This window comes from Rhizobium sp. GW821-FHT14E12, from assembly GCF_058803745.1.
The window spans coordinates 696993-719606 of the sequence record NZ_JBXAPH010000003.1 but is presented as its reverse complement, the minus strand read 5'-3'; the positions used below and the strand labels follow the sequence as shown (position 1 = coordinate 719606).

Here is a 22614-nt window from a genome sequence, read left to right as displayed (position 1 = left end):
CGACCCTGACAGATGCGAATCGGTTTGCCGAGCGAACGACGCTCCAGTCTTCAATTGGCAAAGCCGAAGCAAAAAGGCTCCTCATCCGCTCCAACCGAGTCGCAACACTATAGTTTATATTTTGTTAACTTTTTCACGAAAGCGAAACACATATAGTCCGGTAATTCTCCAATAAATATTATTTTACTGCGGAAAATCTCCGACTTCCAAAGAAAAGAACTCAATATCTTTTTGCCTTGTTGCCATCATGATCCATATATGATTAATTTAGGATATTAGCAGGTTCGTGGGGAAGCTGCGGAGGGGACTACACATGTTGAAAGCGCTACGCGGTGCCTTACTCGTCGGTGCTGCAATCTTCATCACAGAGGCACCCGTCATGGCTGCCACCGCGTCCGGCAATATGACGGTTCGCATCGTCATCCAGGCAGAGTGCAAGGTCCAGAGCGCCAGCGATCTCGATTTCGGCACCAAGGGCGTCCTCGACGCCACAAACGACCAGACCAGCTCCATCGGTGTTCAATGCACGACGGGGCAGACCTACAATGTCGGCTTGAGTGCCGGTGCGGGGGCTAGCGCGACAACGGCCGTTCGCCAAATGACCGGCCCGGCATCGGCGACGGTCAACTACTCTATCTACCGCGACAGCGGACACACCCTTCTTTGGGGCGTGACGGTCGGGACGGATACGGTCGCAGGCACGGGTAACGGCAACGTACAGAACATCCCGGTCTATGGACGGGTCCCGGCGCAAACCACACCGGCCGCCGGCACCTATACCGACACGGTGGCGATTACCGTCACCTACTGAATTCATTGCTAGGAGGCTGCTATGCAACGCATGTTTACATGCCTTGCCACGACGGCGCTTGTTCTTTTGAACGCTTGCCTTGGAAACGCCGCCTCCCTGCGCGCGGCGCCCACCAATCTTGAACTCATCGCGCCTGACAGCACCGGGGTGCTCAACCTGACCAATGACGGCGACCATCCCATCAATGTGCAGGTACGTGTGTTCAAGTGGAGCCAGACAGGCGGCGTCGAAAAGCTGGAACCGACAACAAACGTCGTGGCCAGCCCGCCGGCGACCAAGATGGCGCCGAATGCAGGCTATACGGTCAGGGTGATCAGAACGACCAAGGCGCCGGTGCGAACCGAGGAGACCTATCGCGTCATCGTTGATGAGCTACCGGATCCCTCCCGCGCAAAAGCCGGCACCGTGACCCTGATCGTGCGCCACTCCATCCCCGTCTTTTTCAAGAATGCCGATGCCAAGGCGGCCGATGTCACCTGGAATTTGAGCCGGCAGGGCGACAGCCTTTTCCTGACCGGCAAGAACAACGGCGGCAGTCGTTTTCGTCTATCGAACGTCACCCTCAAGCAAGGAGCCACGAAAATCGGCAGTCGAAACGGCCTCGTCGGGTACGTCCTTGGCGGCACAACAATGCAATGGCCGATCGGGAGCGCAAAATCCCTTTCCGGCGGCGCAGTAACCCTACAAGGCCAGAGTGATCTTGGGCCGTTCAATGCCAACATCGCAATCACGAAGCGCTAGCCTCTGGATCGCCATTGCATGCTCCATTTTCTGCGTTTCCGCGCCGCGCGCGCAAGAAGTGCCCAACGAGCCGACGACGGCCAATACCGGTGACATGCCTGCCGACGCACAGGATCTTTTTCTTGAGGTGTTCATCAACGATGCTTCGATGAAGATGATTGGCAACTTCAAGCAGCAGCCTGACGGCTCGCTCAAGGCAAGCGCCGGAGAGCTTCGCGAAGTCGGCATAAAGCCCCCGGCAGGCGCTGCCGACGACGAGTTGATTGAGCTCGACAAGCTGCCTGGCCTGTCCTACCGCGTCGATGCGCAAAACCAGCAAATCTACGTGACAACGACAAATAGCGGCCGTGCGGCGCGCGTCATCAATATCGGGAAAAATCAGAGGAATGGTATCCCGGAACCCCAATCCGGCTACGGAAGCGTGCTCAATTACTCCCTTTTTGCCAGTTCCAACAGCCTGAGCAACAGCGATGCCGGCCTGTTTCAGGGCATTTCCGGCTCATTCGATGCCCGCATCTTCAGTCCCTATGGGGCGCTGAGCCAGTCGTTCATAGCCGGCTATTCCGACGGCAGCCTTGACGGCATAACCAGGCTCAATACGACCTGGAGCTACTCCGACCCCAAGAGGCTGATAACCTACCGGGTGGGCGACTTCACCACCGGAGGTCTTTCATGGACCCGCCCCGTCTATTTCGGCGGCATCCAGGCGCAGCGCAATTTCGCGCTGCGGTCCGATCTGGTGACGGAACCCTTGCCCGCATTCGAGGGAACGGCTGCGGTTCCCTCCACGCTCGAAATCTACACCCAGAACGTCAGATCCTATTCGGGCGACGTTCCCGCCGGTCCATACCAGGTCACCAACCTGCCGGTATTTTCCGGTGCCGGCGAGGCTCGCGTCGTACTGCGCGACAGTCTCGGGCGTGAGACGTCCGCGACACTGCCGTTCTATTCGTCAAACCGGCTCTTGCGTCAGGGCCTGTACGATTTCTCGGTCGAGGTCGGCGCTCCCCGCCGCAACTTCGGGATAGAATCCAGCGACTATGACGGCCGCATCATGGGCGTCGCCACGGCACGCTACGGAGTAACCGATTGGCTGACCTTGGAAAGCCATTTCGAGGGCGGCGCCAACCTGCTCAATGGCGGCATCGGCGCCGCCTTTCCCATCGGTGCCTGGGGTGTCGCATCGGCCGCCGTCGCCGGAAGCTCGAGCGGCAGCCGCTCAGGTGCATTGTTCAACGCCACGCTGGAAATGAGCTACAATGATTGGTCGATCTACACCCGCATGCAGCGCGCCTTCGACAATTACGACGACATAGCATCCGTTACGGCCGAGCCGACTTACAACGGCTCCGGTCAGTTCACCGTGCTCAGCGCCGGCGTGCCCCGCGCCATCGACCAGGTCACCTTAAGTGTTCCCACGCCACTGGATCTATCCAGCCTCAACCTTTCCTATACCAGATTTGAAAATGCCGATGGCCGGAAGAGCCAGATTGCCGGCCTCTCCTATAGCCAGACCTTCAAGCGGGCGAGCTTTTACGCCACGGCCTTCGCCGATCTCGACGACCGCAAGAGTTTCGGGATTTTCGCCGGCCTTTCCATCCCGTTCGGAAACAACATCTCCGCCAGCACCGGCATCGAAAGCGGCCCGGATGGTTTCAATGTCGTCGCCGATATTTCCAAGTCGGAGCAGCCGGAAGACGGCAGCATTGGCTGGCGCGCGCGGACCTCGGAAGGTAAAAACGCAAACCGGCAAGCGTCGATGAGCTATCGCGCGCCTTTCGCGCGTTTCGAGGCCGGCGTTCAGCAGTATGACGGGAATGTCCGCGCCACCGGCCAAATGGACGGCGCGATTGCCGTTGCCGGCGGTGATGTCTTTGCCTCGACCCGCATCGATGACGCCTTTGCCGTCGTCGATGTCGGCACGCCGGGGGTCGAGGTCCAGCAGCAGAACCGGCCGGTCGGCAAGACTAACAACAGCGGCCGTATCCTCGTGCCAAACCTCAATTCCTATGAACCGAATACCGTATCCATCGATCCGAAAAATCTTCCCGTCGATGCCGACGTGCCGGCGACGAAGGAGGTCGTGGTTCCGGCGGCCCGTAGCGGCGTCGTTGTAAAATTCGGCGTCTCCGAAACCCCGAAAGCTGCGCTGATAACCATCACCGACAAAAACGGGGCGCCTCTTCAAGCCGGCCTCAACGGCAAACTGCAAGCGACGGGCGAAGAGTTTGTCACCGGCTATGACGGCCAAGTCTATCTCCGCGGCCTGGGCGCGCGAAACGCAATCGACATTGCGCTCCAGGACGGCAGCACATGTCACGCCGAATTTCCCTACAAGCCTCAACCGGGCAAACAAATCGTCATCAATGACGTGAAATGTTTGTGAGCCAAGGATCAAGGAATGCTACGCGCAATCGGTTTCCTGCTTTTCTCGCTATTGCCTTCCCTGTGCCTTGCGCAAAGTTGCAGCTTCACAGCCACCGACATGAGCTTCGGTGCGGTCGATACTCTGACCGGCGGTCCGGTCAACTCGATGGCGACGATAAGCGTCAGCTGCACCGGAGAGCTTCTGACGTCGCGGCGTATCCTGATTTGCCCCGGCATTAACGCGGGCAGCGGCGGCGCGTCTTCGGCAGCGGCGCGTCAGATGCTGAATGGAACCCATACCCTGAATTATCAACTCTATTCCGATTCCGGGCGGAGCATCATATGGGGCTCGAATAACTGGGCTTACCCGGCCAAGCCACCCGCTTACGCCGTGAACCTGAACCTGCTTGGGTTCGTCAATAGCTCCACAACCCTCTATGGTACCGTGTTGGGCAGCCAGGGCGCAGCGGCGCCGGGGCCTTATCTCTCGACCTTTGCGACAGCCGACACCTATTTCATTTATCGCTACAGCGCCGACACCACTTGCGATGCACCCGCGGGAACGCTGACCGGCGTGTCCTTCAACGTTACCGCCAGCGTTGCCCCCAATTGTCTGATCAGCGTGGGGAATGTCGATTTCGGCACCAGGGGCGTCCTGAGCGCCAATATCGACGCCACAGGCTCGGTGACAGCGACCTGCACGGCTGGAACGACCTATACGATTTCCTTGGGCGGCGGCCTCGCGAATGCCGCGCCCACGGCGCGCAAAATGTCGAAGGCAGCGGAAACCGTGACCTATGGGCTCTACAAGGATATGAACCGATCGCAGCCCTGGGGCGATGCGACCACGCCGGGCAGCACGGTGGCGGGCACCGGAACCGGCGCCGCCCAGGTCTTGACTGTCTATGGCCGCGTGCCTCCCCAGACCACACCAACGCCTGGAACCTATACCGATACGGTGGTCGTGACACTGACCTATTGATCAAAGACGGTTTCGCATCGTCGAAACGGCTTATCGTCGGTTCACCTGGCGGGCGATCGCCTCCGCCCCGTGACTGGCCCACGGTTTCGGCAGTTCGAGATTGGCGCGGAAGTCCCCGTCAAAATAGTCAGCGTCCAACAGCGAGCGTTTGCGCAGTTCCGGAAGGAGCCCGTTCAGCAGCAGGTCCTCCTGATCCGGATTACCGAGCCCGTGGAGCGAAATGACGTCGAGCACGCCTGCCCGGAAACGCTCCTCCAAGGCATCGGCAAGCTGCTCCGGGGTCCCGGCGACCGACCAATGACCCGTTTCCTGCGCCTGGATGATCAGCTCACGAAGGCTCAGCCCCTGCTGCGCATAACGACGGAAAATCTCGACGCGGCCGCGCCGGCGGTTGACGCTGTCGATCTCCGGCAGCAGGCTCTGGGGCAGCGGCTGATCAAGCGGCAGGTCCGATAGCTCGATATCGCCCCCCAGCATGTCGGCAAGCTTCAGCCGGCCCTTCTGATAGTCGATCTTTTCGTGCTTCTCGCGAAGGCGGCGTGCGACGTCAGCCTCGCTGTCACCAATAACGGAGTGGAAGGAATTCATCACCAGCGGCAGATCGCCGCCGCGACCGAAGCCGCGCGCCTGCCGTCTTAGTTCCGTGACGAAAGCAGTGGCAGCCTCCAGCGTCGGCTGCGACGTATAGACCACCTCGGCATAGCGGGCGCCCAACGTCACGCCCTCGGCGGACTGGCCCGCCTGAAACAGGACGGGCCGGCCTTGCGGTGGCGGCGGAACGTTCAACGGTCCTTGAACCTGAAAATGCTCGCCGCGATAGTCGATGCGGTGCAGCTTGGAAGGATCGACGCTGATCGATCCACTCAAGCCCCGCCGTGCAGCCTCCGGATCGTTGGCATCGAAAAGCGCATTGACCACCTCAATAAATTCCGTAGCGCGCGCGTAGCGCTTTGCCGGATCCGGCAGCGTGTCGCCCCCGAAATTCTCCTCGCCGACGGAAGACGTCACTGCGTTCCACGCCGCTCGGCCGCCGCTTGCGTGATCCAGCGTTCCGATCAGACGAGCGAGATTATAGGGATGATGGTAGGTGGTCGATACCGTCGCTATCAGGCCGATATGCGATGTCACCTGACTGAGCGCGGCCAGCGCCACGATGGGTTCCTGCGTCCCCGTTGTACCGGAAAGGCCGTCGGGATCGGCATGAAGAAGATCGGCCGTGAACAGACCGGTTATCTTTTCCGCTTCCGCTTTGCGCGCAAGCTCGGCGGACCGCCGTGCACCGGCCACTGGGCTCTCATCATTGGACGCAAACGCAAAATTGCCGGCGCCAACCAGCGTCTTCAGGCGGCGGGGACGGGCGATAGTCATACGGGGACTCCTGATTTTTTCAATGGCGGTGCGGATCTCGCCTGCGCCTAGCTGGCGCTCGCGAGCTCTTCTTTCGTGGTCGCGGCATAACGATTGACTGGAAAAGGCAATCCGAGATGTTCGCGCAGGGTTTCGCCTTCGTAGTCATGGCGGAACAGGCCGCGCGCCTGCAGGATCGGGATCACGCGATCGACGAAATCGTCGAAGGCGGTCGGCGTTCCTCCCCTGACGATGAAGCCGTCGGTGGCGCCGGCCTCGAACCATTGCTGCAATCCGTCGGCGACCGTCTCGGCGGTGCCGATGAAGCTCGGAAGCGGCGTTGCCGCCTGCAGGGCGACTTGGCGCAAGGTGAGGCCGCGCTCGCGCGCATTGCTCTTGATGGTATCGGTTGTGCTGCGGAAACTGTTCTGGCCGAGATCGCCGATATCCGGGAACGGCGCGTCCAGCGGATATTGCGAGAAATCGTGATGCTCGAAATAGCGCCCGAGATAATCGAGCGCATTTTCGATCGTCACCAATTCAGCCGTTTCCCAATATTTGCGCTCGGCATCCTCGGCACTATCGCCGACGATGATGCTGATGCCTTGGAAGAGCAGCAGATCGTCCTCACTACGACCGTTCTCGACGAGCTGCCGCTTGACGTCCAGGTAGAACTCGCGCGCCAACTCGATCGTCTCCTGCCTTGTATAGATCGCATCTGCCTCACCGGCAGCCAGCTTCTTGCCGTCCTCCGAAGCGCCGGCCTGGAACAGGATGGGGCGGCCCTGCCTCGACCGGCCTACGTTCAACGGGCCTTCGACTGAGAAATACTCGCCCTTGTGATGGAGCGTATGAAGCTTGTCCGGATCGAAGAAGACGCCGGTTTCCTTGTCGCGCACGAAGGCATCGTCTTCCCAGGAATCCCAGAGACCCTTGGTCACTTGCAGGAACTCCGTCGCGATGTGATAGCGCTTGCCGTGCTCCGGATGCTCCGCCCGCGAGAAATTCTTGGCCGAGCCTTCGAGCGGTGATGTCACCACATTCCATCCGGCGCGGCCGTCGCTCAGATGATCCAGGCTGGAGAATTGACGCGCGACCGTGAAGGGATCGCTGTAGGAGGTCGAAAGCGTGCCGACGAGGCCGATGCGCGATGTGGTCGAGGCGAGGCTCGACAGGAGGGTGATCGGCTCGAAACGGTTGAGGAAATGCGGAATGGACTTGTGATTGATGTAGAGCCCGTCGGCGATGAACAGGAAATCGATCTTGCCCTCTTCCGCCTTTTTGGCGAGCGCCTTGCAATAATCGAAATTGATGCTGGCATCCGCAATCGCATCCTTGTGGCGCCAGGCGGACATATTGCCGGACGCCCCCTGGATGATGGCACCGAGCCTGATCTGCCGCTTGTTCGTCTTGTCACTCATCGTCACGTTCCTTGATGGTCGTCAATGTCGCAAGCCGCTTGCCGCGTTGTTGCGGCGAGCAATTCACGCCAGGGTGGGAATGGCCTCCAAGAGGGCCTGAGTGTAGCTGTGCCGCGGCGTCGAAAAGACCGTGCCGACATCGCCTGTCTCGACAATCCGCCCTTCCTTCATCACGACGACACGGTCGGTCAGATGATGGACGACGCCGAGATCGTGCGAGATGAACAAGAGCGACGTGCCGGAGGCTGCCTGAAGCTCGGCGAGCAGATCGAGGATCTGCGCCTGGATGGAAACATCGAGCGCGCTGACCGGCTCGTCGGCAACCAGCAATTTCGGACGTGGAGCAAAGGCGCGGGCAATCGCGACCCTTTGCCTTTGGCCGCCGGAAAGCTCGCGCGGGTAGCGGCCAAGGAAACTGGTCCCCAGCCGCACCGCATCAAGAATCTCGATGACCCGCGCCTTGCGTTCGGCACCGAAGACGCCGACGGAATCCAGGCTTTCGCCAACGATCTTCTCGACCGTGTATCGTGGATCAAAAGAGCTCAGCGCGTCCTGTGCGATCAGCTGGATGCCGGCGCGCTGAGCCCGGCGCTGTGCCTCGGTCAGCCCGCTCCAGGGCCGCCCGTCGATGAGGACCCTTCCGGCATCAGCGGCAACGAGGCCGAGGATGATTCGCGCGACGGTCGTCTTTCCCGACCCGGATTCGCCGACGATGCCGAGGGCTTCGCCTGCGGCCAGTCTGAAGGAGACGTCGTTGACGACGTGGGATGCCGACGCGCCGCTGCCATAGCGTTTCGACAGGTGTTCGGCGACAAGCATGCTTCGCCGCACATCAATCTGCTTCACGGGAAGAGGAATTCTTAACCGTTCGGCACCCTTTGCCTGCGCCGACACCTTTGTCAGGCCCTCTGCTTGCAACTTGCCGGCCTCGTCGCTCGCCGGCGCCAGCCGATAGCCACGGGAATGTGCCGAAGGAATCGCATCGAGCAACTGGCGCGTATAGGGGTGGCGCGGTGCGGAGAGGATCTCCTGCGTGCGCCCTTCCTCCACGACCTCGCCATTGCGCATGACCAGCACCCGGTCCGCCAGCCGCGAGACGACTGCCAAGTCATGGCTGATCAGCAGCAGCGTATTGCCGGCGCGCCGGCGCTCCGCCAGGAGGTCGAGGATTTGCTTCTGCACGGTCGCGTCGAGCGCCGTCGTCGGCTCATCGGCAATGACAAGGGCCGGCTGCCGGGCAATCGCGGTGGCGATCAGGGCGCGCTGGCGCAGCCCGCCGGAAAGCTGATGCGGATATTGCGGCAGGCGTCGTTCCGGATCTCCAATGCCGACGGAGCGCAGCAGCGCCATGCTGTCGTCCCGCAGTTCGCGACGGCGCAGCAGGCTGCGGTTTCCGATCGCGTCCGACAATTGCTGAGAGATGCGGCGCAGCGGATCCAGCGACACCAGCGCATCCTGCAGCACGAAGCCGACCTTTTGCCCTCTCAGGCGCCGCCAGTCTCGCTCGCGAAAATCGAGTACGCTCTCGCCGTCAACATTGAAGACATCGGCGGTCACCGTCGCGCCGGGACCGCTCAATCCGACGAGCGAGCGGGCGGTCACGGACTTGCCGGAACCGGACTCACCCACCAGCGCCACCGATTCCCCGCGATGGATGGTCAGGTCGAGACCGCGGACGACGACATTCGCATCCTCTGCGCCCGGGAAGGCGATGCTCAGGTTGCGGACGTGAACAAGCGAGGTCATGCACGCCTCCTGCCTTCGAAAGCTGCCTGCCATTGGCGCCCGAGGACGCTGACGGAGATGACCGTGAGCGTGATCACGACGCCCGGCCAGACACCGATCCACCAGGCGACGCGCAAATAGTTGCGGCCCTCCGCCAGCATGGCGCCCCATTCGGGCGTCGGCGGTTGCGGCCCCATACCGAGGAAGCTCAGGCCGGCGGCGCTGATGATCGCGGTGCCGAGGCCGATGGTGGCGAGGATCGGTACCTGGGCGATCGCATGCGGCAGGACATGCCGCAGGATGAGCACAGCCGGCGCAAGACCGAATGTCCGCGCCTGTTCGACATAGCCGGATTCGGCGATGACGAAGGTTTGGGCACGTACCACTCTGGCAAAGCGCGGAATGGAGGCGACGCCGAGGGCAAAGATGAGGTTGTAGGTGCCAGGGCCGGTAAAGGAAATCAGGACCAGCGCCAGCAGCAGATCAGGAAAGGCGGAGACGACGTCGAGAAAGCGGGTGATCGCTTCGTCGACGAGCCCTCGCGCCAACCCGGCGGCAAGCCCCAGGATCGATCCCACGGTCGCGGCGATTACCACGGCGCTGACGCCGATCAGGATGGAATAGCGCGCGCCATGGACGACGCGGGAAAAGACATCGCGGCCAAGCTGGTCCGTGCCGAACCAATGAGTTGCGTCCGGCGGCAATTGCGCCTGGAGCGGATCGGCGGCAATCGGATTATAAGAACTCAAGAGATGCGGCCAGGTCACTCCGAGAGCGACCAGCAGGAGGAAGGCTGCCGCGGCCAGAAGGCCGGGACGGGCAACGGCAACCCCAAGGATGCGCCGGAGATTGAGACCGGCGGCGGGCGAGATTGTTGTCGTGAGGCTCATGTCGGATCTCTCACGCACGCGACCGCAGACGCGGATCGAGAAACAGATAAAGCACATCGACCAGCGTGCTGAGCACGACGTAGATGAAGGCGGACAGGATCGCGACCGCCAGCACCACCGGCAGGTCCTTGCCGAGCACGGCATCGACAGTGACCTTGCCGAGGCCGGGGCGTCCGAACACCTGCTCGGTGATGACGGCGCCGGACAGGAGACCGCCGACGAGCCAGCCCGTCAGCGTCACCGCCGGCAGCGCAGCATGTCGTAACCCGTGACGCAGCCGCAGGGTGAGACTGCTTGCTCCCCAACTGCGCACGGTGAGTGCAAAGGGTTCCTCGAGCGCCCGCTCCAACCCTTCGCGCAGCACCTGGCCGATCACCGCACCGAGCGACAGGCCCAAAGCGAGAGCCGGCAGCACGAGAGCCGAGAACGTCCGATCGCCGGCGACCGGAAAGAGCTTGAGCGTGAAGGAAAAGACGAAGAGCAGGACGATGCCGAGCCAGAAGGATGGTGTCGAGATCAGCACGAGTTCCATGCCGCCGGCAATGCGTCGGGGCCAGCGTCGGCCGGCAGTGGCGACCGCGCTCACCACGGCGAAGACGATAGCAACGACCAAGGCTGCGGCTGTCAATTTTAACGTCGGTAGGAGCTGCGACAGGACAAGCGCCGAAACATCAGTCTGGAGAATATAGGAACGGCCGAAATCGCCGTGCAGGATGCGCCCGAGATAGGAAAGATATTGCGAGTATAGTGGCTGATCGAGGCCCCATTCGGCGCGGATCGCCGCCTCAACCGCCGGCGTGCGGATCCGCTCTCCGATCAGGAGATCGACGATATCGCCGGGCGCGATATGCAGGCTGACGAAGCTGAGCGTCACGGCCGCCCACAGCACGACGATGCCGGAGCCGACACGCCCAAGGATCTGCGATAGCAACGTACCGCGCGCCGGAAAGAGCCGCCGGGACACCCGGGAAACGGGCGCCTGACGGATGGCTGTCACATTCTCAACGTCCATATCTCTTGCTCCTTGGCCTTCCGCTGGGATGCGGAAGGCGGCTCGGGTTCAGATCGTCATTCGCTGCGCCAGATGTCGTAGGCGCTCTCGGGCAATTGCTTGAATGGACGGAAGCTGATGCCCTTCACGTAGGACGCGGCGGCGACCTGGTCTTCCGGTTCGTAAAGCGGCAGCACATAGGCCTGATCGACGATCGCGAAGCGCTGCAGCTTGGCGTAGAGAGCGAAGCGCTCCTTATCGTCGAGCGTCGAGGCGGCGGCTTTCAGCCAGGTGAGAAGCTCCGGCGCCGACACGCGGCTGTAGTTGATCGAGCCACCCTTATCGAGCGGCAGATAGTGATATTCGATATCGATCGCGTTCGTCGGCGTGTTGGAATTGGCGATCGAGCCGAAGATGCCGGTCTTGCGCCGGTCGGTATAAGTACCGGCGTCGACATAGTTGATCAGGAGGTCGATCCCGGCATTCTGCCGTGCCTGGGCCTGAAGAGCCTGCAGCAGCACATCACGCTGGTCGCGCACCGTCGCCTGTGCCTGCACCACCTCGATCGTCAGGCGCTTGCCGTCCTTGGTGCGAAAACCGTCGGCGTCGCGGGCCGTCCATCCGGCTTCATCAAGGAGGCTGTTGGCAAGCTTCGGATCGCTGCCATAGACGCCTTCGATGGTCTTGTCATAGAATTGCGTATCGATCGGCGAGGTAATGCCCCAGGCCCGGGTGCGCTCGCCACGATAGACCGACTTGAGCACGGCATCGACGTCGATGGCGGCAGCTAGCGCTTTGCGCACCTTGATATCCTGCGTCGGCCCGTAGGTGACGTTCAGGAACAGCGAATAGGGCGTGCCGGTATTCAAGGCGGTCTGATAGCTGAAGTCCGGATTGTCCTTGAACAGCCCGGCATCATTGCCGGAAATGCCCTCGATGACATCGACCTGACCGGAGGTCAGAGCGCCTGTCCGCACGGAGAATTCCGGCAGGAAGCGGTAGGTAACTTCGTCGAGATAGGCCGGCCCCTGATGGGACGCGGTCTTCGGCGGCCAGTTATAGGCCTTGTTCTTGACGAAGTGGATATCCTGGCCTTTGACGTAGCGCTCAAGGATGAATGGGCCGGTGCCGGCAATCTCCGTTCCACCGGACTTCAGCTGCGAGGACGCGAAGGCCTTTGGCGACAGGATTTCGAGGCTGGCGGCGAAATCGAGGAACGGCGCATAGACCTCACCCAGCGTCAGCTGGATGGTGTGATCGTCCACGGCCTTGGCATCGACTATCCTTGCGGCCTGTGCGGCACTGGCGCTGCCTGCCGAATAAGAGAGATCCTTGAGCCTGGTGAAATTGGTGACGACGGCAGCGGCATCGAGTTTCTCGCCATCGCTGAAGGTGACGCCATCGCGCAGCGTGAACGTATAGGTCTTGCTGTCATCGGAGATCTTGTAACCGGTGGCAAGCCAAGAGACGTATCCGCCGTCCGCCGTGCGGGCCAGCAAAGATTCGTAGACGTTGCGCAGCAGAAGCTTGGTCTTGTCTTGTCCATTGAGCTGCGGATTGAGCGTTGCCGGATCCGTCTCCACGCCCCAGACGAGCTTGCCGCCGCTGACAGGGTTCCCGTCCTGCGCATGCGCGGTGATGGGCAGCAGAACTGTTGCAAACGTGGCCGCCGTAACATTCAGGAAAGATCGTCGGGAAAACATATTGCGCATTATCTCCATGATGAAAGAAGAAAGCCGGATGCGGCTTCGTCTTCGGCTAAACTTCCAGCCAGATGTCGTAGGCATTTTCGGGCAGTTGCTTGAAGGGGCGGAACCCGACCCCGCGCACCCGTGTCGATGAGGCGATCTGGTCTTCCGGGACGTAGAGCGGCAGGCCATAAGCCTGCTCTATGATGGCGAAGCGCTGGAGGTCGGCGTAGGTGGCGAAACGTGCCTTGGCATCCAGCGTCGAGGCTGCCTTGTTCAGCCAGACCAGAACCTCAGGCGCCTCGGTCCGGCTGTAGTTGATCGAGCCGCCCTGGTCCGGCGGCAGGTAGTGGAAATAGATGGTGACCGCATTCCCCTGGTTCGTGGTGGAGTTGGGAATGGCACCGTATTTTCCGCTCTTCTGCCGCTCGCTATAAGTACCGGAATCAACATTGTTCAGAATGAGTTCGATACCCGCGCTCTGCCGTGCCTGGGCCTGCAATGCCTGCAACAGCACATCGCGCTGATCGCGCAGCGTCACCTGCGCCTGCACGATTTCGATCGACAGGCGCATACCGTCCATGGTGCGGAAGCCATCGGCATCGCGCGCCGTCCAGCCGGCCTCGTCGAGCAATTGATTGGCGCGCTTCGGATCGAAGCCGTAGCTGCCCTCGATGCTCGCGTCGTAGAAATCCTTGTCCGCCGGCGTCAGCACGCCCCAGGCGCGTGTGCGCTCGCGGCGATAGACGGAGTCGACAATCTGGCCGACATCCGTCGCGGCGATCACCGCCTTGCGCACCCTCACATCCCTAGTTGGGCCGTAGGTGGTGTTAAGATAGAGCGTATAGGGCGTGCCGGGATTGAGCGCGCTCTGGTAGGTAAAATCGGAATTGTCTTTGAAGAGAGCGGCGTCATTGCCGGAAATTCCCTCGATGACATCGACCTGCCCGGAGATGAGCGCGCCGGTGCGAACCGAGGATTCCGACAGGAAACGATAGGTCACTTCATCGAGATAGGCCGGCCCCTGATGCCCGGCACTTGCCGGCGCCCATTTGTAATCCGGATTTCGGACGAAATGGATCTCCTGACCCCTGACATAACGGTCGAGGATGAAAGGCCCGGTGCCGGCGATCTCCGGACCGCCGGACTTGATCTGCGTGGAGGCAAAGGCGCGCGGCGACAGGATATCGATGCTGGCCACGCCGTCGAGAAACGGCGCGTAGACCCGATCGAGCTTCAAGACGACAGTGTGCTGATCTGCCGCCTTGGCCTCAACGACATAGGAGAGATAGCCGGCGCTGATGCTGCCCGAATAGAGCGGCTCCTTCAGCTTGGTGAAATTCAGCACCGCGGCGGCGGCATCGAGCTTTTCGCCGTCGCTGAAGGTAACGTCGGCGCGCAGCTTGAACGTATAGGTCTTGCCGTCTTCGGAAATCTCGTAAGCGGACGCGAGCCAGGGGACATAGCCGCCGTCGGCGGTCCGCGCCAGCAGGGATTCATAGGCGTTGCGCAGCACGAGCTTGGCCTTGGCCTGGCCGTTGAGATGCGGGTTCAGCGTGTTCGGCTCGGTTTCGACGCCATAGACCAGCGAACCGCCCTTGACCGGAACCGCACTGCCTCCAGCCCACGCCGCTCGCGGACCGATGGTCGCCGTCAATGCGACGATGCCTACCGTCCCCATAAAGCCTCTTCTTGTTACCGCCATGCCCCAGTCCCCAATGCCCTTAATGTCGATTGCCGAATGAGATCGCGCTATTGTGCCTGCGCCAGCAGTTGCGGCTCGAAGCGCTTGTATTCGGCGACCTCCAGCGTTTCGTAGATGTCCGGATTGAGGATCTTGCGCAGAAGAACGATCTCCTCGTCGTCGTTCTTGGTATGCTTGTAGAAACCCTCATAGCCCCGGCGTTCGTAGATGCCGGCAAGCCATGGATGCCGGGTGGCGGTCGCGAGATAGACGGCAGGTGCCTTGATCTGGTCGCGTAGGAAGGTCAACTCCACATGATCGAGCAGAACACTGCCGATCGATTGCCGCTTGAAGTCCGGCGAGACGGCAAACCAGTGGATGAACGGATAGCTCGTCAGATGCGTTTCGCCCATCGGCCAGGGAAAGCGGACGGAAACCGTGGCGATGATCGCCGCATCACGCTCGACAACGAAAGTCGTATGCCGGCGAACCTTCTCGCGAACCAGATCGACATCAGCCGTGGTCGCGGTGAACTGGATGTTCATCTCGCGCAATGGCTGATAGGCCGCCTGCAACAGGCGATGCAAAACCGGTGCGTCGTCGACCGTGGCGATACGAATGCTGTCACTCATCGTTGGGCGGCCTCCCGTGCCGCGCGGATTGCGCTGTTGCCGCCCTTGATCCAGCGGATCCAGCCGCCCGGTGGTTGGTTTGCCGTTGGAAAAGATGCGTCATGCGGCAACGGCGAGATGCGCTGCCGCCAGAAGGTCGAATGAAGCGAGACGCGCCCGCGCATCGACGACGGGGCAATCGAGAATAAATTCACTGATCCCATAGCGCCGGTGAAGCCGATCGAGTTCGCCATGGATATGCGCGGCCGTGCCACGGATGACACCCGGCATCTTTTCCTCGATTCGGTAGTCGGTCACGCCCGCCTGCCGGACATACTCTTCCGCCTGAGCAAGGCTGCCGACGGTGACGCTCTGGCCGTCCTTCACCTCCACCTTGAAGCGCCGCAAGTCACCCGCGAGACGCTCTGCCGCCGCATCGATCTCCGCGGCGATCACGCCGATGGCAAGCACGGGGACTTTGCCGCCGCTAGCGTCGCGATAGGTCGCCAGCACTTCGTCGAGCAAGGCTTCGTCGCCGTTCAGATGGCCCGCATAGACGAAGTCCCAACCATGGGTAGCCGCCAGTTCCGCGCTCTCGATGCTGGCGCCCAGCAGAAAGCGCTTCACCGGAGTGGCCGGCACCGGATAGGCTCGAAGGTCGGCCCCAGAATCTTCACCAGCCGCCTCATTACCAAGGAAGGCGCCGAGTTCGGCCAACTGCTTGGCGAATGTCGGCTTGCGCGCTGGATCATAGGCGCCCTGCAGCGCCCGCGTCGACAGCGGAAGCCCGCCGGGCGCTTTCCCGACACCGAGGTCGACGCGGCCTGGCGCCAGCGTCGCCAGGAGATTGAAGTTCTCGGCAACCTTGTAGGCACTGTAGTGCTGCAACATCACACCGCCGGAGCCTATCCTGATGCAGGATGTATGTGCGAGCAGGAAGGCGATCAGCACTTCCGGGGAAGAGCTCGCCAGCCGCGCATTGTTATGGTGTTCGGCCACCCAGAAACGGTGGAAGCCCCAGCGCTCGGCTCGCTGTGCCAGGGCAAGCGTCCTGGCCAATGCTGTACTCGCTTCCTCCTGTCCATCAATCGGACTTTTGTCGAGCAAACTCAACGCGTAACCCATCTAATCCGCCATCAAACATTTTCAATTATCTACTTAATCTATATGTTTAATGGTCTAAATTGCCGAGGAACGAAATTCCAATATGAGCAGGTGGCGAAGAATGTCTTTCGGCCTATCTGGCAGGAGCGCAGGCCAGCCCCGCTCACCGACCATTTGGTCGCCAGAGAGGTATTGATGGCGATCAGCGATGTCGGGTCAGGATAGTATGCTCAATTGAGCGTGCCGCCGCGGATCAGCGGCTCCCCAGCCGCCTCGCCTATATCCGGAATGCCAGACTTGCACCAACCCTCGTTGGAGGCGGAAAAACCTGGCGAACAATCATTTTACGGGCGTTGGCTCCCCGAGCGACAGCATGAGCCGGTTCGCCCAGTTGAAGAAGGCCGCCGCGTGGATGAGATCAGCAATCTCGAGATCGCTCAAGCCTTCCTCCCGCAGCTTACCTATATCAGCTGCTTCAAACGCCGCAGGCGTTTCAGTCAAGGCCGACGAGGCCGAAACGAGCGCATTCCAGCGGCTGCCAAGATCGGTTTCCGTTCCCTCATCCAGCAGGCGCTGCACATCCTCCGTGCGCTTCGAATGATGGGAAGCAAAGCGGGAATGCACGGAGGCGCAGAAGATACAGCCATTCGTCCGCGAAGCCGCCGTTGCGGCAAGCTCGCGATCGGCGCGCGGCAGGCCCGCCGCGACATTGTAGAAAATGTCCTTGTCCGTTTTCGTGCGCGCCTGCAAGATCTCGGGATCGCGCGCGAGCAGCATGAAATAGGGCGATTTTGAGCGGGATGCGTCGACCAGCCCCGCCCAATGGCGCTCGGTCAGCTCCACCTCAGTGAGCGGCTCCAGCCAGGGCGTCCAGCCGATTTCGGCCTGGGTAAAGACATTTGGACGGTTTTCGATCTCGGGATGAATGACGGTTTCGGTCATATCGGATTTACCTTCTGTTCGGCTAGGCTGACGCGGACTGCGCGATATCGGCTGCGAGAGCCTTCAGTCCCGTGACAACCCTGATTTGGAACGCCAGAAAGGCGACGATCTGCGAGAGCGTGACAACGCCAGTCGTCGTCCAACCCGCGTCCAGCAGTTTCTGCAAGGCTCCAGCATTCGCCTCGCGCGGGCGGAAAACGAGAAGATGGCTGTGTTCCAGCGCCGCGGCGAGCTTCTGCCCGAGAGCATCGTGGCTATCGCCGGACACCTCATAGACGAGGCCGGCGCGATCCTCGCTGGAAAGCGGGCCGGCCGGGTAACGACCGTATGGTCCGTGGGTGCGGCCTTTTTCCACTTCGACCCCAACGGCTGTGGCCAGCGCCTTGTCCGCCAGGCCGGAGGCATAGAAGCCGCTGATATCGGTCGCCGCGTGCAGGCCCGCAACGAAGACGGCAACCGCGAACCGCTCGTCTTGCGTGACATCGCCTTGATGGGCTGGTTCAAACAGTGCCTGATAGCTCTTCTGCGCGTTGAGGCGGGTTTCCGGCCTTTCGGCGCGCAGCCGGTCCAGCGGGGATCCGGCGGTAATTCCCACCAGAAGATCGATGACGTCAGTGGTCGGCGAAGTCATGGTCGAGGCCTTCTCTTCAAGTGTCGGTTTTCAGGCTTTGGTCGCGAAACGGCGTTCGCTTAAAGCCGGCGTCTGTGGTGTCCAGCCAAGGGCGGGTGCCACATGGGCGGCGATGAGTTCCAGGGATCGGAGAATATGCTCGTGCGGCGGATCGACGGAATGCACCTGGAAGACAAGGTCGGTCACCCGCGCAAGCGCGGTATCGGCCTGAAGCGATGAGATGACATCCTCCGGCGTGCCGACATGGACATCGAAGGCCTTGATCAGGTCGGCCGTCGTCTCGCCCCGGATCGTGAAGCCGCTCGCGGTAAAGCGCTCGACACTGCGCCTCAAGCCGATTTCGGCAAAATGCAGGGCCTCTTTTCGGCTGTCGGCCACGAAGAGGCTACGGGAGCCGAGAATGCGTGGGATACGCCCGTCCGGCAGTGCGGCGAGATAGGCGTCGATGATCGGATTTTGCAGATCCCAGAGCTCAGTATCCGGGGCCTCCGGTGGTCGCGGTTGCGTGCGCGACAGCATCAATCCGTCACCGGCAAGGCCTGCGCGCTCGCCGCCACCGACGGAAAATGTCGCCTGCCAGACCCGGTCGCGCAGATGCGGCGCTGTGGGATAGAGGCGATTGCCGCCTGCAAGTTCATGGCCGGCCCATGCGTCGCGAAGCAATGCCAGATGCTTGCCGTAGACCAGCCCGCGATCGGCACTCTCAAGACCGAATGGCAGGAAGGCTTGCGGCGTGCCGCCAGTGCCGACACCGACCTCCAACCGTCCATCGAGCAAAATATCGAGCACGGCGGTATCCTCGGCGACACGCACCGCGTCTTCCATCGGCAAGGTGATGACGCCCGTTCCAAGACGGATGCGGGATGTTCGCGAGGCCAGTCCCGCCAGAAAAACCAGAGGCGACGGTAAGCCGCCCTCCTCGCCATTGAAATGATGCTGCGCCACCCAGGCGCTATCGAAGCGCTGCGCCTCGGCATGGATGATCTGCTCGCTGACAAGCCTGTAGCGGGTCGCCACATCCACCTGATCGAGGACACGGCTGAAGAAACCCAGTCTTTTCGGTGATGCTGGCGTGCTCATGGGATCATCCTGCATTGCTGGGGGTAGGCTCGAGAAGCCGCGGAAATTTCTTGCCTGGAACGGCATCGATCAGCTCGCGCGTATAGGCGCTTTGCGGATTGCCGAAGACGTCGTCAATCGGGCCGCCCTCGACCAGCTTGCCATCGTTGAGGACGGAGACCGTGTCGGAGATCTGCCTGACCACAGCAAGATCATGCGAGACGAACAGGTAGGTCAGGCCCAGTTCGCGCTGAAGCTCGTCGAGAAGCGCCAGGATCTGTGCCTGAACAGTAACATCGAGCGCGGAGACGGCTTCGTCCAGCACAAGGATTTCCGGGCCGAGCACCAGCGCGCGGGCAATCGCAACGCGTTGGCGCTGACCGCCCGAAAGCGCATGCGGCCGCCGTTGCAGGACATCGGCCGGGAGCCCGACCTTTTCGATCGTCGCAGTCACCCTTGCCAACCGATCGGCCTGTGGCAGCCGCTCGAAATTCAACAACGGTTCCTCGACGATCCTCGCAATCGTCTGGCGCGGATCGAGCGAGCTGAAGGGGTTTTGATAGACCAGCTGGATCTTCTTGCGGAAAAGCCGCAGCGTCTCGCCGCGCAACGACAACAGATCGAGCCCGTCGATCACGACCTTGCCTGCTGTCGGCCGCTGAAAGGCGGAGACGATCCGTATGGCCGTGGTCTTGCCGGAACCGGATTCGCCGACGATCGCATGCGTGGTACCGCGCCGGACGCGGAAGGATAAACCATCCACGGCCCTGAAACTGCCCCCCTTGCCGCCGGGACCGAAATCCTGCACCAGCCCGTCGACGACGATAATGTCGTCAGCCGGCTTGGATATCGTGCTGTTCGGACGGGCGGTGGCGCGGGGCACGCGCGCGTTCAGGGACGGCGCATCCGCGAGCAGGCGACGCGTATAGGCGCTCTGCGGGTTTCGAACGATATCGACGGTGCGCCCCTGCTCCTGAATGCGGCCGTGCTGCAAGACGATGAGCCTGTCCGATCGGTCAGCGGCGACGCCGAGATCGTGCGTCACCAGCAGGATCGCGGTGCCATATTCCCGGCGCAGGTCATCGATGAGATCGAGAATGTGCTTCTGCACGGTGACATCAAGCGCACTTGTCGGTTCGTCGGCGATGATAAGGGAAGGCTTCAGCGCAATGGCAATCGCGATCAGCACCCGCTGCCGCATGCCGCCGGAAAGCTCGTGCGGATATTGTTTCGCGCGAAGCTGCGGCTGGTTGAGACCGACCCGCTCCAGAAGCTCGATCGCCTGCAGATAGGCGGCAGCCCCGGATGCCCTGCCATGAATGACGAGGATCTCGGCAACCTGATCGCCGATCGTCCTCACCGGATTGAGGGAACTGCCTGGATCCTGTGGAACGAGGCTGATGACCGATCCGCGAATGCCGTCCAGCCGCTTCTGCGGCCAGCCGGCAATATCCTGGCCATTCAACCGGATGCTACCCTGCTGCAGAAGCCCGCCCTCGGGCAGTAGGCCGATCAGCGCCTGGGCCGTCGAGCTCTTGCCGGAGCCGGATTCGCCCACCAGCGCCACGACTTCCCCAGCATTCACCTTGAAATCGATGCCATGAACGGCCGGACATGACCCGCTCCGGTCGCGATAGGCGATCGTCAGGCCGGACACCTCCAGAACGGGTACTACCGTTTCACCCGATGTGTTCGCTGCGGAAATCGTCATCGATCGACACTCCCGATTGCCCGGCTGATGCGGTTGATGGAGATGACGACCAGGACGACGACGACGCCGGGGGCAGCCGTCAGCCACCAGGCGGTCGCGATGTAATTGCGTCCCTCCGCAATCAGCAGACCCCATTCCGGCGTCGGCGGCGGCGCGCCGTAGCCGAGAAAGCCGAGTGTCGAGAGCTGAAGAATGGCCCAACCGGCTTGGATCGCCGCAAAAGCGATGACCGAGGTCAACGAGTTCGGCAGGATATGGCGCCACAGCACCTTGAAGAAGGTGCCGCCGCTACCGAACGCGGCTTCCACGTAATCGCTTCGCCGCACGGTCACGACTTCCGAGCGCACCAGCCGCGCGAACTTCGCAATCAGGGTGATGCCGACTGCGATCGCCGCATTGACCGTGCCAAAGCCGAGCAGGACGATGATGCTGAGCGACAGCAGCAGGTCTGGAATCGACAGCATGACGTCCACCAGCCGCATGATGGCCGTCTCCAGCCTTCCGCCGAGCGAGCCGGCGAGAACCCCCAGCGTCGTTCCGACGACAAGCGCAATGCCGACGGCAGCAAGCGCCCCTGACAGCGAATGCACCGATCCATAGACGATACGGGCATAAAGGTCGCGGCCCAGTGAATCCGTGCCGAGAAGATGCGCGGTGCTCGGCGGCCGCAAATGCTGCCCGGGCAGTCCCTGCACCGGATCATAGACAGTGAAAACGCCGGGCACGAGCGCCCATAGCACGACCAGGGTAAGCACCAGCCAAGCGAGAACAAGGCCCGGCTGAATGCGCAGCGAGATGCGGCGTGTCTCGGCCTGCCCTTCACCGCCGTCCAGCGGCACTACGGGCGCTCCACCGACCGGATCGGGGGCATCTGTATCGCGATGACGTTCAGCGGTTTCGAGGATCGTCATCGCGTCGCTCCCAGCTTCGCCTTGAGGCGTGGGTCGAGGATCGGATAGAGCAGATCGACGACGAGATTGATGGTGACGAAGGCTGTCGCCGCGATGACGACGATCGCTTGCAGCACGGCAACGTCCTGGCTATCCACGGCCTGCTTGGTGAGCCCGCCGATGCCGTTCAGGCCGAAGACCGTTTCGGTGACGACCGCGCTTGCGATCAACTGTCCTAACAACAATCCCGCAACCGTCAGAACCGGCAGGAGCGTGTTCTTGGCGACATGCCGCCAGAGAACCTGCATATGCGAAAGACCCTTGGCGCGCGCCACCGGCACGAAGGGACGCGTCAGGACCTCGTCGATATTCTTCAACAGGATCTGCGCAAGCGGCGCGGAAATCGGTACGGCCACCGTGAGGATTGGCAGGATCAATCCTTCCCAGGGTCCCGGATTGATCACCGGGACCAGCCGGAACCGAAACGAGAATATTTGGATGAACATGATACCGAGCCAGAAGGTCGGCACCGAAATGAAAAGCGAAGGCAGCGACTGGATGACGCCGCGTAGCCAGACAAGACGTGGGAGATTGGACAATACGGCGATAAGGACGGCGAGGATGGCGGCAACCAGAAAGCCGAAGCCTGCGAGCAACAGCGTCGATGGCAGATTGGTGGCGATCAGAGTGCTGACGGCGACGCCTGCCTGCAATGAATAGCCGAAATGACCGGTGAGGAAATTCCAGATCGTATGGACATATTGCTGCAGGATCGATCCGTCGGCGCCGTAGGCGGCCCTGATATCGGCAAGTTGTTCGGGGCTCAGCCCATAGTCCGGGCTCTGGAATTTTATCAGTATCGCATCGCCCGGCATGGATTGCAGCAACACGAAGGATATCGTGAATGCCGCCCAGAGAACCAGCAGCGACTGTCCGATCCGCGATAATATGTATTTGGTCATGCCGATTACCATGTCTTCAAGAAGCATCGGCCCGGCGAAATGCCGGGCCGAGCGCCA

At 61.6% G+C, this 22614-nt stretch carries 19 protein-coding genes; 4 read left to right on the top strand and 15 right to left on the bottom strand.

Annotated elements, in window-relative coordinates; all coding sequences use genetic code 11:
- The first annotated feature begins 313 nt into the window (after nt 1–313).
- The 4 genes from AC1RO0_RS16585 to AC1RO0_RS16570 are packed head-to-tail and all read left to right on the top strand — an operon-like array spanning nt 314 to nt 4901.
- On the top strand, nt 314–811 hold the full coding sequence (locus AC1RO0_RS16585; RefSeq protein WP_498593979.1) for a Csu type fimbrial protein: 498 nt from the start codon (nt 314–316) through the stop codon (nt 809–811).
- Between the two features lie 21 nt (nt 812–832).
- Nucleotides 833–1552, top strand: a complete 720-nt coding sequence (locus AC1RO0_RS16580) for a fimbrial biogenesis chaperone (protein ID WP_498593978.1) — start codon at nt 833–835, stop codon at nt 1550–1552.
- The gene (locus AC1RO0_RS16575; protein WP_498593977.1) at nt 1524–3938 is read left to right on the top strand and encodes a fimbria/pilus outer membrane usher protein; all 2415 of its coding nucleotides are present in this window, start codon (nt 1524–1526) and stop codon (nt 3936–3938) included. The genes AC1RO0_RS16580 and AC1RO0_RS16575 overlap by 29 nt, the downstream gene beginning before the upstream one ends.
- A gap of 15 nt (nt 3939–3953) precedes the next feature.
- Complete coding sequence (locus tag AC1RO0_RS16570; protein WP_498593976.1) at nt 3954–4901, top strand: Csu type fimbrial protein; 948 nt, start codon at nt 3954–3956, stop codon at nt 4899–4901.
- A 30-nt stretch (nt 4902–4931) separates the two neighbouring features.
- Here the strand turns inward: AC1RO0_RS16570 and AC1RO0_RS16565 are convergent, their stop codons facing one another.
- From AC1RO0_RS16565 to AC1RO0_RS16495, 15 genes are all read right to left on the bottom strand, one after another.
- Complete coding sequence (locus AC1RO0_RS16565; protein WP_498593975.1) at nt 4932–6269, bottom strand: NtaA/DmoA family FMN-dependent monooxygenase; 1338 nt, start codon at nt 6267–6269, stop codon at nt 4932–4934.
- Between the two features lie 47 nt (nt 6270–6316).
- The gene (locus AC1RO0_RS16560) at nt 6317–7669 is read right to left on the bottom strand and encodes an LLM class flavin-dependent oxidoreductase (RefSeq protein WP_498593974.1); all 1353 of its coding nucleotides are present in this window, start codon (nt 7667–7669) and stop codon (nt 6317–6319) included.
- A gap of 63 nt (nt 7670–7732) precedes the next feature.
- Nucleotides 7733–9415: a dipeptide ABC transporter ATP-binding protein gene (locus AC1RO0_RS16555; protein WP_498593973.1), complete on the bottom strand. Its 1683-nt coding sequence runs from the start codon at nt 9413–9415 to the stop codon at nt 7733–7735.
- Nucleotides 9412–10284 (bottom strand): ABC transporter permease, encoded by an 873-nt coding sequence (locus AC1RO0_RS16550; RefSeq protein ID WP_498593972.1) that lies wholly within the window; start codon nt 10282–10284, stop codon nt 9412–9414. Before AC1RO0_RS16550 ends, AC1RO0_RS16555 begins: the two co-directional genes overlap by 4 nt.
- Before the next feature lie 10 nt (nt 10285–10294).
- The gene (locus tag AC1RO0_RS16545) at nt 10295–11296 is read right to left on the bottom strand and encodes an ABC transporter permease (protein WP_498593971.1); all 1002 of its coding nucleotides are present in this window, start codon (nt 11294–11296) and stop codon (nt 10295–10297) included.
- A 56-nt stretch (nt 11297–11352) separates the two neighbouring features.
- Nucleotides 11353–12978 (bottom strand): ABC transporter substrate-binding protein, encoded by a 1626-nt coding sequence (locus AC1RO0_RS16540; RefSeq protein ID WP_498593970.1) that lies wholly within the window; start codon nt 12976–12978, stop codon nt 11353–11355.
- A gap of 55 nt (nt 12979–13033) precedes the next feature.
- Nucleotides 13034–14668, bottom strand: coding sequence for an ABC transporter substrate-binding protein (locus AC1RO0_RS16535; RefSeq protein ID WP_498593969.1), 1635 nt, complete (start codon nt 14666–14668; stop codon nt 13034–13036).
- Nucleotides 14669–14715: 47 nt separating this feature from the next.
- Nucleotides 14716–15279: a GNAT family N-acetyltransferase gene (locus AC1RO0_RS16530; RefSeq protein WP_498593968.1), complete on the bottom strand. Its 564-nt coding sequence runs from the start codon at nt 15277–15279 to the stop codon at nt 14716–14718.
- Between the two features lie 99 nt (nt 15280–15378).
- Nucleotides 15379–16383 (bottom strand): MsnO8 family LLM class oxidoreductase, encoded by a 1005-nt coding sequence (locus AC1RO0_RS16525; RefSeq protein ID WP_498593967.1) that lies wholly within the window; start codon nt 16381–16383, stop codon nt 15379–15381.
- A 318-nt stretch (nt 16384–16701) separates the two neighbouring features.
- Nucleotides 16702–17304 (bottom strand): alkylhydroperoxidase domain protein, encoded by a 603-nt coding sequence (locus AC1RO0_RS16520; RefSeq protein WP_498593966.1) that lies wholly within the window; start codon nt 17302–17304, stop codon nt 16702–16704.
- Between the two features lie 22 nt (nt 17305–17326).
- Nucleotides 17327–17935, bottom strand: a complete 609-nt coding sequence (locus AC1RO0_RS16515) for a CMD domain protein (RefSeq protein ID WP_498593965.1) — start codon at nt 17933–17935, stop codon at nt 17327–17329.
- Nucleotides 17936–17965: 30 nt separating this feature from the next.
- Complete coding sequence (locus AC1RO0_RS16510) at nt 17966–19015, bottom strand: putative FMN-dependent luciferase-like monooxygenase (protein WP_498593964.1); 1050 nt, start codon at nt 19013–19015, stop codon at nt 17966–17968.
- Between the two features lie 4 nt (nt 19016–19019).
- Nucleotides 19020–20705: a dipeptide ABC transporter ATP-binding protein gene (locus tag AC1RO0_RS16505; protein WP_498593963.1), complete on the bottom strand. Its 1686-nt coding sequence runs from the start codon at nt 20703–20705 to the stop codon at nt 19020–19022.
- Nucleotides 20702–21616 (bottom strand): ABC transporter permease, encoded by a 915-nt coding sequence (locus AC1RO0_RS16500; RefSeq protein ID WP_498593962.1) that lies wholly within the window; start codon nt 21614–21616, stop codon nt 20702–20704. The genes AC1RO0_RS16505 and AC1RO0_RS16500 overlap by 4 nt, the downstream gene beginning before the upstream one ends.
- Nucleotides 21613–22557 carry an ABC transporter permease gene (locus AC1RO0_RS16495; protein WP_498593961.1) on the bottom strand — a complete coding sequence of 315 codons (945 nt, stop codon included), beginning with the start codon at nt 22555–22557 and terminating at the stop codon, nt 21613–21615. The genes AC1RO0_RS16500 and AC1RO0_RS16495 overlap by 4 nt, the downstream gene beginning before the upstream one ends.
- Nucleotides 22558–22614: the final 57 nt, after the last annotated feature.